Raw genomic sequence first — 15385 nt, 5'->3', positions numbered from 1 at the left:
GTGCCCCGGCTTCGCCTCTGACAGCACAACTGATCAGTCGATACCGGCTGCGTCGCGCAAGCGATCGAGCTTCGGCACGATGACGTGGCGGTTGTTCTCGATGACGATGATGCCATCCTTGCGCAGTTTGGTCATCTGGCGGCTGACGGTTTCGATGGTCAGCCCGAGGAAGTCGGCGATATCGGCACGCGACAGCGGCAGATCGAAGGTCTGTGTGCCCTCGCTTTCGGGGTCAATGTGAGTCGCGATCAGATAGAGGAAGCTCGCCACTTTCTCCTGGGCTGTCTTGCGGCCCAGCGTCAGCATCCAGTCGCGGGCCTCGTCCAGTTCCTTCAACGACTGGGAATGGAGCTTGCGCTCCATGTCGGGCACTTCGCCAACCATGCGGTCTACGATGTTGCGTGGGAAGGTGCAGATTTCCGTATCCGTTGCGGCTTCCGCCGTGATCGTGCTTTCGCCAAGGAACGGGCGGCCAAGGAAGTCGGGTGCAAATTGCAGGCCGACGATCTGCTGGCGGCCATCCGCCATCATCTTCGACAGCTTGATGACGCCCTTGAGGATGTTGCTGTAGCTTCCGACCTGTTCGCCCTGGCCGATAACCTCGTTACCGGCGTCGACCCGGCGGCGGATCGAATGCTTGTTCAGTTCGGTCAGTTGGGCGGAGGTCAGGACTGAGCACAGGCCGCCATGGCGCGCGTCGCAGGATCGACAAACGGCAGGAGCCTCACATTCCGGAAAATGTTTTCTGAAAGTGTCCATGGTCGTGCCATCCAATCAGACCGTCTCTGGACGCCATGCGTCCCTCGGTCAGTGCCCAATTCGGGCTTCTGAGTTTCAATAAACTCTACGTGAGAAATGTATCAGTAAATTGATCGATGTCAAAGGCCGGGACAAGAGACGGCGCTATCTTTGATCGCAGCTCGACACGTCTCAAGGCAGCGCAAAACCATGCAAAATTCCCTTCTGGCCAAATATTCCGGCGCTGTCCCTCGTTACACCAGCTATCCCACGGCGCCACATTTTCACGAAGGCATCGACTGCGGCAAATATGCGCAGTGGCTGCAGGCGATCACTGGACAGGAGCGCATCTCGCTCTACATCCACGTGCCCTATTGTGACCGGCTCTGTTGGTTCTGTGCCTGCCACACCAAGCATACGCTGAAATACGAGCCGATTGCGATCTATCTGGAATCGTTGAAAAAGGAGATTGCGGCCGTCGGCGCGCTGGTCAGTCGCGACGCTGCCGTGACGGCGGTTCATTTCGGTGGGGGGTCTCCCACGATGGTCCGGCCCGACGACATGATCGACCTGATGGCAGCACTCCGCTCGGCCTTCACCTTCGCCGAGGATGTCGAGATCAGCGTCGAGATGGATCCGAACGACCTCGATGAGCCGCGTTACGATGCACTCGCCGCCATCGGCATGACGCGCGCCAGTCTCGGCGTTCAGGACTTCCACCCTGAGGTGCAGAAGGCGATCAACCGTATCCAGACCTTTGAACACACGAAGTCGGTGGTCGAGGCTGTCCGCGCGCGCGGCGTGCATTCCGTCAATTGCGACATCCTCTATGGTCTTCCGCACCAGACCGAGGCGACTGTCGCCGAAACGGTGAAGGACATCCTTTCCCTTGCCCCCGATCGGATCGCGCTCTTCGGTTATGCGCATGTGCCGTGGATGAAGAAGCACCAGACGATGATCAAGGACGAGATTCTACCCGGGCTTGATGAGCGTTTCGCGCAGATGAACCTTGCCGCCTCGATGCTGGTTGCCGCCGGTTACGAGCCTATCGGCATCGACCATTTCGCGCTGCCCGACGACCGGATGGCGATTGCAGCGCGGGAAGGGCGGCTGCGGCGAAATTTTCAGGGCTATACCGACGATGCCGCCGAAGCGCTGATCGGGCTGGGCGCCTCCTCGATCGGTCAGTTGCCACAGGGCTATGTCCAGAACATGCCGGCGACCGGCGAGTATCAGCGCATGGCCGACGCCGGCGGACTGGCAGCCGTGCGCGGCATCGAGGTCAGCGAAGACGACAGGCTGCGGCGTCGGGTGATCGAGGAAATCATGTGCCGCTTCGCCATGTCCTTCTCGGAACTGCGGCAGGAGTTCGGTGATGCGGTCGATGCGATCGCAGCCGAGGCGAAGAGCTTTGCGCTATCCAACCAGGATCGAATCTGCCTCATCGAGGGTGATCGTTTCGTCATCACGGATGCCGGCCGGCCCTTCGCCCGGACGATTGCTGCCGTCTTCGACAGCTATCTCGCCAATGGAAAGGGACGCCATTCGATTGCTGTTTAAGCAACACTTCGGCTCCAAATTTCGCTGTCGCACAAAACCACCATTGGCATTTGACCGTGTTTTCCTTATGTGGAACCCAGAATTTAAGACACATGAGGTACTGGCGTGACCGCTACATTCGACAAAGTTGCCGACATCATTGCTGAGACCAGCGAAATCGACCGCGAGACGATTACGCCGGAAAGCCACACGATCGATGACCTTGGCATCGACAGCCTCGACTTCCTCGACATCGTCTTTGCGATCGACAAGGAATTCGGCATCAAGATCCCGCTCGAGCAGTGGACGCAGGAAGTCAACGAAGGCAAGGTTTCTACCGAAGAGTACTTCGTGCTGAAGAACCTCTGCGCCAAGATCGACGAACTTCGCGCCGCCAAGGGCTGACCCGCCCCCAAAGGAGCGGACATCGTCATGCTGCTTGAATATTTCCAGATGATTGACAAGGTCGAGAGCGTTGATCTCGGCCTTGGTCGTTTGAAGGCCACGTCGACCGTGCCGATGGAAAGCCCTGTCTTCGAAGGGCATTTCCCCGGTATGCCGCTGGTTCCTGGCGTGCTTTTGATTGAGACCATGGCGCAGGCCTCCGGCATGCTGTTGCTTGCCGTCAAGGACTTCGAAGCCATGCCTTTCCTGATGTCGGTCGATGGCGCGAAGATGCGTACCTTCGTCGAGCCCGGCGCCGTCCTCGATATCGAGGCGGAACTCGAGCATGACGGTTCGGGCTTTGCCGTCACCAAGGCGAAGATCACGAGCGGTGGCAAGAAGGTCTGCGACGCCCAGCTGAAGCTCCGCACCATGCCGTTCTCCGAGGTGCCGCTCGCGCCGATCGTGCGCAAACGCGCCGAAGAGGTTGGCCTGATGGCCGCGATGGCGGCCCAAGGCTGACACGCTTTCGGCCGCAAGGGCGCAATTCCTATTGACCTTGGGGCCTTATTCGGGAAAACCCGCATTTTACGTCGGTGAGCCTGCCGGCGAGAGGATTGCATATGGTCAAACAACCGAATGATGTGGTGATCACCGGCGTCGGGATCGTCACCTGCCACGGCACCGGCAAGGACGCGCATCTCGCGCTGCTCTCCGCAAAGACCGCACCTGAACCGGTGCTCGAGACCGAAAAGTTCGCGCCTTACGTCGTGCACAAGCTGCCCGAGATCGACTGGTCGCAGCAGATCGCCAAGCGTGGCGACCAGCGCCAGATGGAAAACTGGCAGCGCCTCGGCGTCTTTGCAGCTGGCCTCGCGCTCGACGACGCCGGCATGAAGGATGACGCAGACGCCTGCGGCACCATGGACCTGATCGTCGCCGCCGGCGGTGGCGAGCGTGACATCGCGGTCGACAGCCTGATCGTCGACGAGGCTTTGCAGCGCAACGACCGCGAAAAATTCCTGATCGAGAAACTGAAGACCGAGCTTCGTCCGACACTGTTCCTGGCGCAGCTTTCCAACCTGCTCGCCGGCAATATCTCTATCGTGCACAAGGTCACCGGTTCCTCGCGCACCTTCATGGGTGAAGAAGCGGCCGGTATCTCGGCGATCGCAACCGCATTTGCCCGCATCAAGGCCGGCCAGTCGACGCATACGCTGGTCGGTGGCGCCTTTGTTTCCGAGCGCCCCGACATCCTGCTTCTGGTCGAAGGTATCCGCGCCCATCAGACCGGACCTTGGCAGCCGCTCTGGTCGCGCGATGGTTCCTCGGGCGGTGGCATGATTCTCGGCACGGTCGGCGCCTTCCTGGTGCTGGAATCGCGTGAACATGCCGAAGCCCGTGGCGCGCATATCTATGCCGTGCTCGACGCTGTCGAAGGTGATCGCGGCAATCGCGATGAGGGCAAGCTCGAAGCGCGTCTGGGCCGCATGGTGCCGGAGGCCGAATCGCTGTCCGCTGCGGACACCGTCGTGTTCTCGGGTGCGTCCGGCCTCGCCGATCTTACGCAACGGGAGAAGGCTCACCTTGCGGAACGTTTCGCCGGCATGCCGGTGCGTGGCTATGCCGGTTCGATCGGCCATTCGGTCGAGGCGCAGTTCCCGGCAGGCCTTGCGCTCGCGGCGCTTGCCATCGACGCTGGCGCCAAGGTGCCTGCCTTCGACGCTGCGAACGAAGCGGCTCATGCCGGTCCTGCCAAACATGCCATCATCTCCACCGTCGGCTATGTGCGGGGCGAAGGCCTCGCCGTGCTCTCGGCGAATGCGTGAGGAACTAGATCCATGACCGACAGCCGTTTCAAGGATCATCTCGGCCGCCCGATCATCGCCGTCACTGGCATGGGCGTCATCACCTCGCTCGGCCAGGGGCTTTCCGACAACTGGTCGAAGCTGACGTCGGGACTATCCGGCATCCACTACATCAAGCGCTTCGACACCGAGGGCATGTCGACCCGAATCGGTGGCACGGTCGATTTCATCGCCGTGCCCGCCAACAATGCCGTCGAGCGCTCCTATGCGCTGGCTCGCGAAACGACCATCGAGGCTCTGGCCCAGGCCGGCATCAATGGCGACTTCAACGGTCCGCTATTCCTGGCCGCACCACCAGTCGAGCCGGAATGGCATGACCGCTTTGCGCTGGCCGAACGGGCTCCGGCCTCGACCCAGCCGGGCGACGCCTATGTCCGCTTTCTCGCGGCAATGCGCGAAAAGCCCGATCCGGTCTTCCTCGAAGCCGTGCAGTTCGGCTCGATCTCAGAGCGTCTTTCCGACAAGTTCGGCACGCGCGGTCTTCCGGTGACGCTGTCAACGGCCTGCGCTTCCGGTGCCACCGCCATCCAGCTTGGCGTCGAGGCGATCCGCCAGGGCCGCACGACACGCGCCCTGACGGTTGCGACCGACGGCTCGATCAGCCCGGAAGCCGTGATCCGCTTCTCGCTGCTCTCGGCGCTCTCGACCCAGAACGATCCGCCGGAAAAGGCATCGAAGCCATTCAGCAAGGAGCGCGATGGCTTCGTGATCGCCGAAGGGGCGGCAACCCTGGTGCTCGAATCGCTCGAAGCAGCCGTTGCCCGTGGCGCCAAGGTGCTCGGCATCATCAAGGGCTGCGGCGAGAAGGCCGATCATTTCCACCGCACGCGCTCGTCACCGGACGGCGGTCCCGCCATCGCCACGATCAAGGCAGCGCTTGTCGATGCAGGCCTGTCCGAGAATGCTATTGGCTACATCAACGCTCATGGCACATCGACGCCCGAGAATGACAAGATGGAATATGGCGCCATGCTGTCGGTCTTCGGCGACCGGTTGAAGGATGCTATTCCGGCTTCGTCGAACAAGTCGATGATCGGCCACACGCTGACGGCCGCCGGCGCGGTCGAGGCGGTGTTCTCGATCCAGACCATGCTGACCGGCACGGTGCCGCCAACCATCAACTACACGAACCCCGATCCCTCGATCGTGCTCGACGTGGTGCCGAACGTGAAGCGGGAGGCCTCGGTTTCGGCTGTGCTCTCGAACTCCTTCGGTTTCGGTGGTCAGAACGCCAGCCTTGTCATGACGCGGGAACCGGTCTAAGGCCTGCGCCAACAATTCGGGACGTCATCCTCGGCCTTCGAGCCGGGGATCCACGCACCTCGCAAGAACAACGAAGGTCGGCAGATGCCAGGGAGTAACCCCTGGTGTGACGATGAAAGCGTGACGACGCTTCATCCGCATCTGCCCGATAGGCCCTGAAGGAAACATGTCATGCGCGCATTGCAACTCGTCGAAGACCGCAAGCTTGAAATCGTCGACCTGCCGGAGCCGGATGCTCCGGGTCCAGGTGAGGTTACGCTGCGCGTCAAGGCCGTCGCGCTGAACCATATCGACGTCTGGGGCTGGCGCGGCATGGCATTCGCCAAGCGAAAGATGCCGCTTGTCATCGGTGCGGAAGCCTCCGGTGTCGTCGAGGCGATCGGTCCAGGCGTCGGCAATATCCTGCCTGGCCAGCTCGCCGCCGTCTATGGCGCGCGCACCTGCGGTCTCTGCAAGCCCTGCCGCGAAGGCCGTGACAATCTTTGCGAAAACGTCTCGGGGGTGCATGGCTTTCATCTCGACGGCTTTGCCCAGGAAAAGATCAACCTGCCGGCCCGCCTGCTCGTTCCGGCCCCTCCGGGCGTCGATGCGGTTGCCGCGGCTCTCGCCCCCGTTACCTTCGGCACCGTCGAGCACATGCTCTTCGACAATGCCAAGCTCCAGCCGGGTGAAACCATCCTCATCCATGCCGGCGGTTCCGGTATCGGCACGGCTGCCATCCAGCTTGCCAAGAAGATCGGCTGCACTGTGATCACCACCGTCGGCTCCGACGACAAGATCGAGCCGGCCAAGGCACTTGGCGCCGATCACGTCATCAACTATCGCACCGACCGCTTCGAAGGCATGGTCCGCAAGATCACCAAGAAGAAGGGCGTCGATGTCGTCTTCGAACATGTCGGCAAGGACACGTTTGCGGCATCGATGTTCTGCCTGAAGCGCGGCGGCCGCCTCGTGACCTGCGGCTCCACCTCTGGTGTCTCGACCGAAGTGAACCTGATGATGCTTTTCCAGCAGCAGCTCAAGCTCTTCGGCTCCTTCGGCTGCCGCATGGAAAACATGGCGGATGCCATGCAGAAGATGGCGCGCGGCCTCGTGCACCCCGTCATCGACACGCAGGTCTCTTTCGACGATATCGACAAGGCCCTTGCCCGCATGGAAGGCCGCCAGGTCTTTGGCAAGATCATCCTGAAGATGGACTGACCGCGTGCGGATGCTCGTCACCCGCATCGTTCTGGCGCTGCGCAAGTTCTATCAGTGGTCAGTCGCCCAGGCGGCCTTCGGCTTCCTGACGGCATTGAAGATCCTGCCGGCGGATGCCGCGATCAACTTTGCCGACCGGCTGATGCGCTGGGTCGGGCCGAAGACGAAGCGCCACCGGCTGATGCAGGTGAACCTGCGCAATGCGTTCCCCGAGAAGTCGGATGCCGAACGGGAGGAGATCGCGCTGGCGAGCTGGGGCCATATGGGCCGGCTTGCCGCCGAATATGTCTTCCTCGACCGTCTGTTCGACTTCGATCCGGAAAAGCCAGGCGAGGGCAGGGTAGAGGTGTCGGGCGTCGAGCAGTTTCTCGACCTGCGCGACAATCCGCGTCCCTTCATCGTGTTTACCGGCCATACCGCGAATTTCGAACTGCTGCCGGTCGCGGGTGCCGCCTTCGGGCTTTACGTCACCGTTCTCTTCCGGCCGCCGAACAACCCCTATATCGCCGAGAAGGTCTTCGACTTCCGCCGCAAGCGCATGGGCAAGCTCGTGCCGTCGCATGCTGGGTCCTCTTTCGCACTGGCCCGGCAGCTGGAGCAGGGGGGCGGCGTCGGCGTGCTCGTCGACCAGAAGTTCTGGAAGGGCGTCGAGACCCAGTTCTTCGGCCAGCCGGTCAAGACCAATCCGCTGCTTGCCAAGCTGACGCGTCAGTTCGACTGTGAAGTCTATCCGGCGCGTTGCATCCGCCTGCCCGGCAATCGTTTTCGTCTGGAGATCGAGCCGCGCATCTCGGTGCCGCGCAACGAGCGGGGCCAGGTGGACGTGAACGCCACCGCCCAGCTGCTCAACGACAAGGTCGAGGCCTGGGTTCGGGAATATCCGGAGCAGTGGCTCTGGTATCACGATCGCTGGGCGATCAAGGACAAGATCTGACGGTCTCTGCTTCAGGCTCGTCTGAAGGATAAATCGGAATGTGCGCGGAGCGTCGCGGCCGGTCGCCAGGCGCATTGTCGCCTATTCGTTTCATCTGATATTGCAGATATTTTTTGGGCTGCGATGCGCGTGAGTGCCCGTAGCGATTGAAGGTGACGCAACCTCATGTTACGGACGCCGAAAGTGGTGTGACGTAATCATTTCTTTTGTCACACCTGAGGGATGAGGTTGCTGATGTCTTTTGGCGAATTCCGTGATTCGAATCTGCGCGCAATGTTCGAAGCGGTTTCGTTGAAGAACCTTCAGTTGCAGCAGGCCATCCGCAATGGTGACGACCATCTCGTGCGCATGCTCGATCGCGAGATCGATCCGCTGATCGCAACGCTCGTCAACTACCGCGCCACGGATCTCGACGATGTCTATCTTCAGATGCGGCTTCTGACGAAGCTGCTGCGGGAGGATGCCGATGACGGGGCCTGCGTGCTGCGCCACGCCTCCATGCTGTCCTTGCTCGTCGAGCGCTATTTCGGTCCGAAACGCAGTGACCAGAGCCCAGCACCGCGGGTTTTCGACACACGCCAGCCGCGTGATGGTGACGATGAGCAGCTGAACGAGGCGATCCTCAACAACTTGCCGGAACGTGTGGCCGTGGTCACCCGCGACTGTCGGTATCTCTTCGCCAACACGGCCATGGCCAGTATGCTCGGCATGCGGCAGATCGAGCTGATTGGACGCAGCGTTTTCGATCTCGGCCTTGCGGCCGGCGGTCATGACTGGCTTCAGGATGCGCTCGATTCGGCCTTTGCAGGACGTTCGGGATCGTTTGTCGCCCGGATGTCGGCCGCAACCGTCACCGGCGACATGCCGGCTCGTTTCAGCCCGTTTCGGGCCGCAGACGGCAGCATTAGCGGTGCCATCCTGACGCTTGGGGAATGCGAGCCGGTCTATGGTGGCGTCGCCGCCTGATCAAGGCCGAGGCGCGCAGTACCAATCTGGCGGCAGGCTCTTGCCGCCCCGTTTTTCTCAATCCGTGACGCCCTGAAGCAGATGTTCTCGCTCGAAGGCGATGTGGCGTCTGATACCCTCGAAGAAGCCTCGCAACATGTAGCCGACGGCCTCCATGTTCACACGATCTCCGGATCCCAGCTTCAGCAGCGCATCCGTCAGTTCCTCGGCGAAGCACTCGTCCTCGCAATGCTCGAACTTTAGCCGCTCCAGCGTCGGTCCCAATGCGTCCGTCGCGTCGGGGCTCGACTGTAGCTGCGGAAACAGCACCGTCTCCTCGTAGTGATGTATGCCCTTGATGAGCGGGCCGAGCGCCTTTGCCGCATAGATGCATTTCTGCCGGTTGATGCTTGCCGGCAATGAGTCGGCGATCTCTTCCAGTTCCCGGCAGAGCGCGAGCTGTTCGGTGTGAGCGCGGTGAAGCCAGGCGAGGTCGCGCTTGCCTGCATCGAGCAGGCGGTTGCCCGTCCATGTGTCGCTCGCACTCCGCTTGCTGTTCTCGATATTCGTCAGCATGTCCGTTTTCTCCAACGGGGCTTTTCGCCGCGCGTAACCCCAGTGCTCCAAGACACGCACGAGCGGGCCTTGGCCCAAGCGATGTGCCGGCCTTGGTGTCCGAAGGTCGCAAACCCGATTGCAGCTTCGAGCCTCGCGAATTTTAGAGAGGCTTGCATTGACTTGGATCAAGGTGGCTGGGCGGCCCCAGTGCGATTGGTGCATTCGACGCGGGAGGCATTTCCCCAGGGTGAGGCCCCCGCGATGAGATCAGCAAGCCGTTGGGGGATACCAACAATGAACTATACGTTAGAGACACTGGTGATGGCGGTACTCGCCTTCGCCGCGCTGCTCGGGGTGGCTTTCGCCCATGACAGCCTCTTCGCGGCCCATATGTGGGTCGCCTTCTTCGTGCTCGCGGGGGGCACGATCATCATGCTGCGCCGGATGCAGTTTGCACCGACCACGGCATCCTCCTCCTCTTCCGGCCAGTCCAAGGCAAGCCAGTCGGAGTATTTCGACGACGTGGTGCGTTACGGCGTCATCGCCACCGTCTTCTGGGGCGTCGTCGGCTTCCTGGTCGGCGTTGTCGTCGCGCTGCAGATGGCCTATCCCCAGCTCTATATCGAGCCCTGGTTCACCTTCGGCCGCTTGCGTCCCCTCCACACCTCAGCCGTTATCTTTGCCTTCGGTGGCAATGCGCTGATCGCCACGTCGTTCTACGTCGTCCAGCGGACCTCGCGTGCACGTCTGTTTGGCGGCAATCTTGGCTGGTTCGTTTTCTGGGGATACCAGTTCTTCATCGTCATGGCGGCGACCGGCTATCTTCTGGGCATCACCCAGGGCCGCGAATATGCCGAACCGGAATGGTATGTGGACATCTGGCTGACCGTGGTCTGGGTCGCCTATCTGATCACTTTCATGGGTACGATCCTGAACCGCAAGGAGCCGCATATCTATGTGGCGAACTGGTTCTACCTGTCCTTCATCGTCACCATCGCGATGCTGCATATCGTCAACAATCTGGCGATGCCGGTCTCCTTCCTTGGCGTGAAGAGCTACTCGGCCTTCTCGGGCGTGCAGGATGCGCTGACCCAGTGGTGGTATGGCCATAACGCCGTCGGCTTCTTCCTGACGGCCGGGTTCCTCGGCATGATGTACTATTTCGTGCCCAAGCAGGCTGGTCGCCCTGTCTATTCCTACCGCCTGTCGATCATCCACTTCTGGGCGCTGATCTTCATGTATATCTGGGCAGGTCCTCACCACCTGCATTACACGGCTTTGCCTGACTGGGCGCAGACGCTCGGCATGGTGTTCTCGATCATGCTGTGGATGCCGTCCTGGGGTGGTATGATCAACGGCCTGATGACGCTGTCTGGCGCCTGGGACAAGATCCGCACCGATCCGATCATCCGCATGATGGTGATTGCCATTGCCTTCTACGGCATGTCGACCTTCGAAGGCCCGATGATGTCGATCAAGGCCGTCAACTCGCTCAGCCACTACACCGAATGGACCATCGGTCACGTTCACTCGGGCGCTCTCGGCTGGGTCGGCATGATCACCTTCGGCGCCATCTATTACCTGACGCCCAAGCTGTGGAACCGCAACCGCCTCTACTCGATGCGCATGGTCAACTGGCACTTCTGGCTCGCGACGCTCGGCATCGTGGTCTATGCCGCCGTGCTCTGGGTCGCCGGCATCCAGCAGGGTCTGATGTGGCGCGAATACGACGATCAGGGCTTCCTGGTCTACTCCTTCGCCGAATCGGTCGCTGCCATGCATCCCTACTACGTGCTGCGCACAATCGGCGGTGTCATGTATCTCCTGGGCGGCATCATCATGGCCTACAACGTCGCCATGACCATTCTCGGCTACGAGCGTCAGGAAGCACCGATCGCCGGAACGGTCGTGCCGGCTGCCGCGCAGCCTGCTGAATAAGAAGGAAGGCTCACATGTCCATTCTTGATAAACACACAATCCTCGAGAAGAACGCGAGCCTTCTCTTCCTCGGTTCGCTGGTGGTCGTGACCATCGGCGGTATCGTTGAAATCGCTCCGCTCTTCTATCTCGAGAACACGATCGAAAAGGTGGAGGGCATGCGGCCCTACTCGCCGCTCGAACTCGCGGGCCGCAACATCTACATCCGTGAAGGCTGCTATGTCTGTCACAGCCAGATGATCCGGCCGTTCAAGGACGAGGTCGAGCGCTACGGCCACTACAGCCTCGCAGCGGAATCGATGTACGACCATCCGTTCCAATGGGGATCGAAGCGAACCGGGCCTGACCTCGCGCGCGTCGGCGACCGCTATTCCAACGAGTGGCACGTCCAGCATCTCGTCAATCCACGCGACGTGGTGCCGGAATCGATCATGCCTGGCTATGCCTTCCTGAAGGAAACGCCGCTCAAGATCACGAGTATCGGCATGATGCTCCAGGCCAACCGCACCGTCACCGTCCCCTATACAGACGAGATGATTGCCGAGGCCGAAGCCGATCTCACGGCACAGGCTGATCCGAACGCCGATACGACAGGCCTGATGGAGCGCTATCCGAAGGCCAAGGTCGGTGATTTCGACGGCGATCCTGCCAAGCTGACAGAGATGGACGCGCTCGTCGCCTATCTGCAGATGCTCGGTACGCTGGTCGACTTCTCCACCTATGACGACGCAAGCGGTTACCGCTGAGGAGGACATCATGGAAACCTATACCGCCATGCGCCAATTCGCCGACAGCTGGGCTCTGCTTGCAATGACCCTGTTCTTCGTCGGCGTCGTCCTCTTCACATTCCGCCCGGGCGGCAAGAAATCTGCCGACGACGCGGCCAGCATCCCTCTCAAGGAGGATTGAACAATGGCAGACAAGAAACACATCGACGAGATCAGCGGCGTCGAGACCACCGGCCATGAGTGGGATGGCATTCGCGAGCTGAACAACCCGATGCCGCGCTGGTGGGTCTATACCTTCTACGCGACCATCGTCTGGGCGATCGGCTACACGATCATGTATCCGGCCTGGCCGCTCCTGACCGACAACACCAAGGGTCTGCTCGGCTATTCGAGCCGTGCAGAAGTCGCTCAGGAACTGGCGGCGGCGAAGTCTTCGCAGGCAGTCTATCTCGACAAGATCGCGACCCTGCCGCTCGAAGAGATCATCGCCGACAAGGAACTGACCCAGTTTGCCGTTGCCGGCGGTGCAGCCGCCTTCAAGGTCAACTGCTCGCCTTGCCATGGTTCGGGTGCTGCCGGTGGCGCCGGTTATCCGAACCTCAACGACGACGACTGGCTCTGGGGCGGTGATCTCGAAGCGATCCACACCTCGATCGCCCACGGTATCCGCTATGACCAGGATCCGGACACCCGGTTCTCCGAAATGCCGGCCTATGGCGACATTCTCGACGCCGATCAGATCAAGCAGGTGGCGGCTTACGTCGTCAGCCTGACCGGCACGCCCCTCGAGGCCTCGATGGTCGAGCCTGGCCAGCAGATCTATGCCGAAAACTGCGCAGCCTGCCATGGCGAAGATGCAAAGGGCGGGCGTGACTTCGGCGCGCCGAACCTCGCTGACGCCATCTGGCTGAAGGTCGATGGTGAAGCGCAGATTGCGGCCCAGATCCGTCAGCCGCGCCACGGCGCGATGCCCGGCTGGGGCCAGCGCCTGGGCGACACCACTGTCAAGCAGCTGACCGTCTACGTGCATCAGCTCGGCGGCGGCGAATAATCGACTTGTCCTCCGAAAGCTTGGGCCGCATCCGGTGATGCGGCCCTTTTCGTTTTATATTGCGAAAAACATATGTATTGCGACGCTTCGCCGCTGCTTGACTTAAGTCAAGGCGAGCTGGTCTGCGAGATGGGACAAGGCGAGCATCAGAAGAAGGTTCTCGTCCCATGAATATACTTTCCGAGCCACACCGAGCACCGGACGCGCCCGATGTCGAAAGACTCGACGCCGAGGCCGTGATGTCGGCCAAGAGCCGGGGTCCGCTCTATGAAGCTCGCAAGAAAATCTTTCCCAAGCGTGCCGAAGGTGCATTCCGCCGATTCAAGTGGATTATCATGGCGATCACGCTGGGCATTTATTACCTCACGCCCTGGCTCCGCTGGGATCGTGGCGAATTCGCCCCCGACCAGGCCGTGCTGATCGATATTGCCCACCGCCGCTTCTATTTCTTCTTCATCGAGATCTGGCCGCAGGAGTTCTTCTTCGTCGCAGGCCTGCTCGTCATGGCCGGGTTCGGCCTGTTTCTCGTCACCTCGGCCGTCGGCCGTGCCTGGTGCGGCTATACCTGTCCGCAGACGGTCTGGGTCGATCTCTTCCTCGTCGTCGAGCGTTTCATCGAGGGCGACCGCAATGCCCGCATCAAGCTTGAATCGGCGCCCTGGACCTTCGACAAGATCTGGAAGCGTGTCAGTAAACACGCGACCTGGATCCTGATCGGTGTGCTGACGGGTGGTGCCTGGATCTTCTATTTCGCCGATGCGCCTTCGCTTGCCATGGATTTTCTCACCGGCAACGCTGCTCCGATCGCCTATATCACTGTCGCCATCCTGACCGCCACAACTTACGTCTTCGGTGGCCTGATGCGCGAACAGGTCTGCATCTACATGTGCCCGTGGCCGCGCATCCAGGCCGCCATGCTCGACGAGAATTCGCTGGTCGTGACCTATAATGACTGGCGCGGCGAGCCCCGTACCCGCCATGCCAAGAAGGCGATTGCATCAGGCGAATCGGTCGGCGACTGCGTCGACTGCAATGCCTGCGTCGCCGTCTGTCCCATGGGCATCGATATCAGGGATGGCCAGCAGCTCGAATGCATCACCTGTGCGCTGTGCATCGACGCCTGTGACGGTGTCATGGACAAGATCGGCAAGCCGCGCGGACTGATCGCCTATGCCACCCTCGACGAGTATCAGTCGAACATGGCGCTCGCCACCAATGGCGGAGTAACTGCGATCGATCCGAAGATGGTGCGCAACGCCGATGGCAGTTTCTCCGACAAGATTCGCCATTTCGACTGGCGCGTGATTTTCCGCGCTCGCACGCTCCTCTACATGGCAGTTTGGACTGCCGTCGGTGTCGGCATGCTGGTTGCGCTTCTTGGTCGCGACCGACTGGAGGTCAACGTCCTGCATGATCGCAATCCGCAATTCGTGCTCGAATCCGATGGTTCGATCCGCAACGGCTATACAGTGCGCATTCTGAACATGATCGCCGTCCCGCGCGACATTGAGGTGTCGATCGAGGGATTGCCGGATGCCTCGATGAAGATCAACGGCATCAACCAGCCGCCGTCGCGTGCCTTCACGGTCTCGGTCGAGCCGGATGAAGCCACGACACTCAAGGTCTTCGTTACACTTGCCGGTGACAAGGTCACCGATGCCAACCAGAATTTCCAGTTCATCGCCCAGGATGCCGACGGCGACGAGCGGGACGTCTATGATGCAGTCTTCATGGGGCCGGGAGCCAGGAAATGAGCACTTACGCCAAGAAACCCTTCACCTTTACAGGCTGGCACATGCTGGCGATCATGCTGGCCTTCTTCGGTACGATCATCACGGTCAACTTCACCATGGCCTATCTCGCCACATCGACGTGGAGCGGTCTGGTGGTGAAGAACACCTATGTCGCCAGCCAGCAGTTCAACGGCAAGACTGCCGCGATCCGAGAGATGCTGGCAACCGGTATTGCGGGTGAACTCTCTGTCGATGCCAAGGGCATGCGCTACCGCCTGACATTGCCTGAAAACACCCCTGTCGTTGCCGATTCGGTCACCGCCCATTTCAAGCGTCCGGTCGGCACTGCCCAGGATTTCGAACTGCAACTGACGCCGGCCGGCGACGGCCTGTACCTCGCCGAGATGGACGTGCTTGCGGGCAGCTGGATCGTCGAGATTCAGGCGACCAAAGACGGTAAGATGATCATGCATGAGGCGAAGCGGATCACCGTTTCGGGAGAATGA

Annotated in this window: 16 protein-coding genes; 14 read left to right on the top strand and 2 right to left on the bottom strand. The window is 60.9% G+C overall.

The window, feature by feature from the left end:
• Nucleotides 1–33: 33 nt before the first annotated feature.
• Nucleotides 34–759, bottom strand: a complete 726-nt coding sequence (locus tag GH983_RS09615) for a Crp/Fnr family transcriptional regulator (RefSeq protein WP_054149719.1) — start codon at nucleotides 757–759, stop codon at nucleotides 34–36.
• A 189-nt stretch (nucleotides 760–948) separates the two neighbouring features.
• On the opposite strand from GH983_RS09615, the gene hemN reads away from it, so the two are divergent.
• The 8 genes from hemN to GH983_RS09575 all read left to right on the top strand — a co-directional run bounded on the left by hemN (nucleotide 949) and on the right by GH983_RS09575 (nucleotide 8892).
• A complete protein-coding gene (gene hemN, locus GH983_RS09610; RefSeq protein ID WP_069041272.1) occupies nucleotides 949–2298 on the top strand; it encodes an oxygen-independent coproporphyrinogen III oxidase in 1350 nt (449 codons plus the stop codon).
• Between the two features lie 105 nt (nucleotides 2299–2403).
• The gene (locus tag GH983_RS09605) at nucleotides 2404–2682 is read left to right on the top strand and encodes an acyl carrier protein (RefSeq protein ID WP_003502893.1); all 279 of its coding nucleotides are present in this window, start codon (nucleotides 2404–2406) and stop codon (nucleotides 2680–2682) included.
• Between the two features lie 27 nt (nucleotides 2683–2709).
• Nucleotides 2710–3183: a 3-hydroxyacyl-ACP dehydratase FabZ family protein gene (locus tag GH983_RS09600; RefSeq protein ID WP_054149717.1), complete on the top strand. Its 474-nt coding sequence runs from the start codon at nucleotides 2710–2712 to the stop codon at nucleotides 3181–3183.
• A 101-nt stretch (nucleotides 3184–3284) separates the two neighbouring features.
• A complete protein-coding gene (locus GH983_RS09595; RefSeq protein WP_069041273.1) occupies nucleotides 3285–4490 on the top strand; it encodes a beta-ketoacyl-ACP synthase in 1206 nt (401 codons plus the stop codon).
• Between the two features lie 12 nt (nucleotides 4491–4502).
• The gene (locus tag GH983_RS09590; protein ID WP_054149715.1) at nucleotides 4503–5792 is read left to right on the top strand and encodes a beta-ketoacyl-ACP synthase; all 1290 of its coding nucleotides are present in this window, start codon (nucleotides 4503–4505) and stop codon (nucleotides 5790–5792) included.
• Nucleotides 5793–5963: 171 nt separating this feature from the next.
• Nucleotides 5964–6992, top strand: coding sequence for a zinc-binding dehydrogenase (locus GH983_RS09585; RefSeq protein WP_006726181.1), 1029 nt, complete (start codon nucleotides 5964–5966; stop codon nucleotides 6990–6992).
• Between the two features lie 10 nt (nucleotides 6993–7002).
• Nucleotides 7003–7926 carry a lipid A biosynthesis lauroyl acyltransferase gene (locus GH983_RS09580; protein ID WP_371418479.1) on the top strand — a complete coding sequence of 308 codons (924 nt, stop codon included), beginning with the start codon at nucleotides 7003–7005 and terminating at the stop codon, nucleotides 7924–7926.
• A 234-nt stretch (nucleotides 7927–8160) separates the two neighbouring features.
• On the top strand, nucleotides 8161–8892 hold the full coding sequence (locus tag GH983_RS09575; RefSeq protein ID WP_153762280.1) for a PAS domain-containing protein: 732 nt from the start codon (nucleotides 8161–8163) through the stop codon (nucleotides 8890–8892).
• A 57-nt stretch (nucleotides 8893–8949) separates the two neighbouring features.
• Here GH983_RS09575 and GH983_RS09570 read toward each other — a convergent pair whose 3' ends face one another.
• Complete coding sequence (locus GH983_RS09570; protein WP_054149712.1) at nucleotides 8950–9447, bottom strand: hemerythrin domain-containing protein; 498 nt, start codon at nucleotides 9445–9447, stop codon at nucleotides 8950–8952.
• A gap of 276 nt (nucleotides 9448–9723) precedes the next feature.
• On the opposite strand from GH983_RS09570, the gene ccoN reads away from it, so the two are divergent.
• The 6 genes from ccoN to GH983_RS09540 all read left to right on the top strand — a co-directional run bounded on the left by ccoN (nucleotide 9724) and on the right by GH983_RS09540 (nucleotide 15385).
• On the top strand, nucleotides 9724–11367 hold the full coding sequence (ccoN, locus tag GH983_RS09565; RefSeq protein ID WP_054149711.1) for a cytochrome-c oxidase, cbb3-type subunit I: 1644 nt from the start codon (nucleotides 9724–9726) through the stop codon (nucleotides 11365–11367).
• Between the two features lie 14 nt (nucleotides 11368–11381).
• On the top strand, nucleotides 11382–12113 hold the full coding sequence (gene ccoO / locus GH983_RS09560) for a cytochrome-c oxidase, cbb3-type subunit II (RefSeq protein ID WP_153762279.1): 732 nt from the start codon (nucleotides 11382–11384) through the stop codon (nucleotides 12111–12113).
• Between the two features lie 10 nt (nucleotides 12114–12123).
• The gene (locus tag GH983_RS09555; protein ID WP_054149709.1) at nucleotides 12124–12276 is read left to right on the top strand and encodes a CcoQ/FixQ family Cbb3-type cytochrome c oxidase assembly chaperone; all 153 of its coding nucleotides are present in this window, start codon (nucleotides 12124–12126) and stop codon (nucleotides 12274–12276) included.
• 3 nt (nucleotides 12277–12279) lie between these two features.
• On the top strand, nucleotides 12280–13146 hold the full coding sequence (gene ccoP, locus GH983_RS09550) for a cytochrome-c oxidase, cbb3-type subunit III (protein ID WP_153762278.1): 867 nt from the start codon (nucleotides 12280–12282) through the stop codon (nucleotides 13144–13146).
• A gap of 167 nt (nucleotides 13147–13313) precedes the next feature.
• The gene (gene ccoG / locus GH983_RS09545) at nucleotides 13314–14900 is read left to right on the top strand and encodes a cytochrome c oxidase accessory protein CcoG (protein ID WP_153762277.1); all 1587 of its coding nucleotides are present in this window, start codon (nucleotides 13314–13316) and stop codon (nucleotides 14898–14900) included.
• Nucleotides 14897–15385: a FixH family protein gene (locus tag GH983_RS09540; RefSeq protein ID WP_069041280.1), complete on the top strand. Its 489-nt coding sequence runs from the start codon at nucleotides 14897–14899 to the stop codon at nucleotides 15383–15385. The genes ccoG and GH983_RS09540 overlap by 4 nt, the downstream gene beginning before the upstream one ends.

Origin of the sequence: Agrobacterium sp. MA01 (assembly GCF_009650195.1) — a bacterium.
Lineage (GTDB): Bacteria > Pseudomonadota > Alphaproteobacteria > Rhizobiales > Rhizobiaceae > Allorhizobium.
Note: the sequence above shows the minus strand (reverse complement) of the source record. Positions and strands in the feature narration are given on the sequence as shown.

Coding starts and splice junctions, on each gene's coding strand:
- GH983_RS09615 (WP_054149719.1), bottom strand. CDS start 759: ATGGACACTTTCAGAAAACATTTTCCGGAATGTGAGGCTCCTGCCGTT.
- hemN (WP_069041272.1), top strand. CDS start 949: ATGCAAAATTCCCTTCTGGCCAAATATTCCGGCGCTGTCCCTCGTTAC.
- GH983_RS09600 (WP_054149717.1), top strand. CDS start 2,710: ATGCTGCTTGAATATTTCCAGATGATTGACAAGGTCGAGAGCGTTGAT.
- GH983_RS09595 (WP_069041273.1), top strand. CDS start 3,285: ATGGTCAAACAACCGAATGATGTGGTGATCACCGGCGTCGGGATCGTC.
- GH983_RS09590 (WP_054149715.1), top strand. CDS start 4,503: ATGACCGACAGCCGTTTCAAGGATCATCTCGGCCGCCCGATCATCGCC.
- GH983_RS09585 (WP_006726181.1), top strand. CDS start 5,964: ATGCGCGCATTGCAACTCGTCGAAGACCGCAAGCTTGAAATCGTCGAC.
- GH983_RS09580 (WP_371418479.1), top strand. CDS start 7,003: ATGCTCGTCACCCGCATCGTTCTGGCGCTGCGCAAGTTCTATCAGTGG.
- GH983_RS09575 (WP_153762280.1), top strand. CDS start 8,161: ATGTCTTTTGGCGAATTCCGTGATTCGAATCTGCGCGCAATGTTCGAA.
- GH983_RS09570 (WP_054149712.1), bottom strand. CDS start 9,447: ATGCTGACGAATATCGAGAACAGCAAGCGGAGTGCGAGCGACACATGG.
- ccoN (WP_054149711.1), top strand. CDS start 9,724: ATGAACTATACGTTAGAGACACTGGTGATGGCGGTACTCGCCTTCGCC.
- ccoO (WP_153762279.1), top strand. CDS start 11,382: ATGTCCATTCTTGATAAACACACAATCCTCGAGAAGAACGCGAGCCTT.
- GH983_RS09555 (WP_054149709.1), top strand. CDS start 12,124: ATGGAAACCTATACCGCCATGCGCCAATTCGCCGACAGCTGGGCTCTG.
- ccoP (WP_153762278.1), top strand. CDS start 12,280: ATGGCAGACAAGAAACACATCGACGAGATCAGCGGCGTCGAGACCACC.
- ccoG (WP_153762277.1), top strand. CDS start 13,314: ATGAATATACTTTCCGAGCCACACCGAGCACCGGACGCGCCCGATGTC.
- GH983_RS09540 (WP_069041280.1), top strand. CDS start 14,897: ATGAGCACTTACGCCAAGAAACCCTTCACCTTTACAGGCTGGCACATG.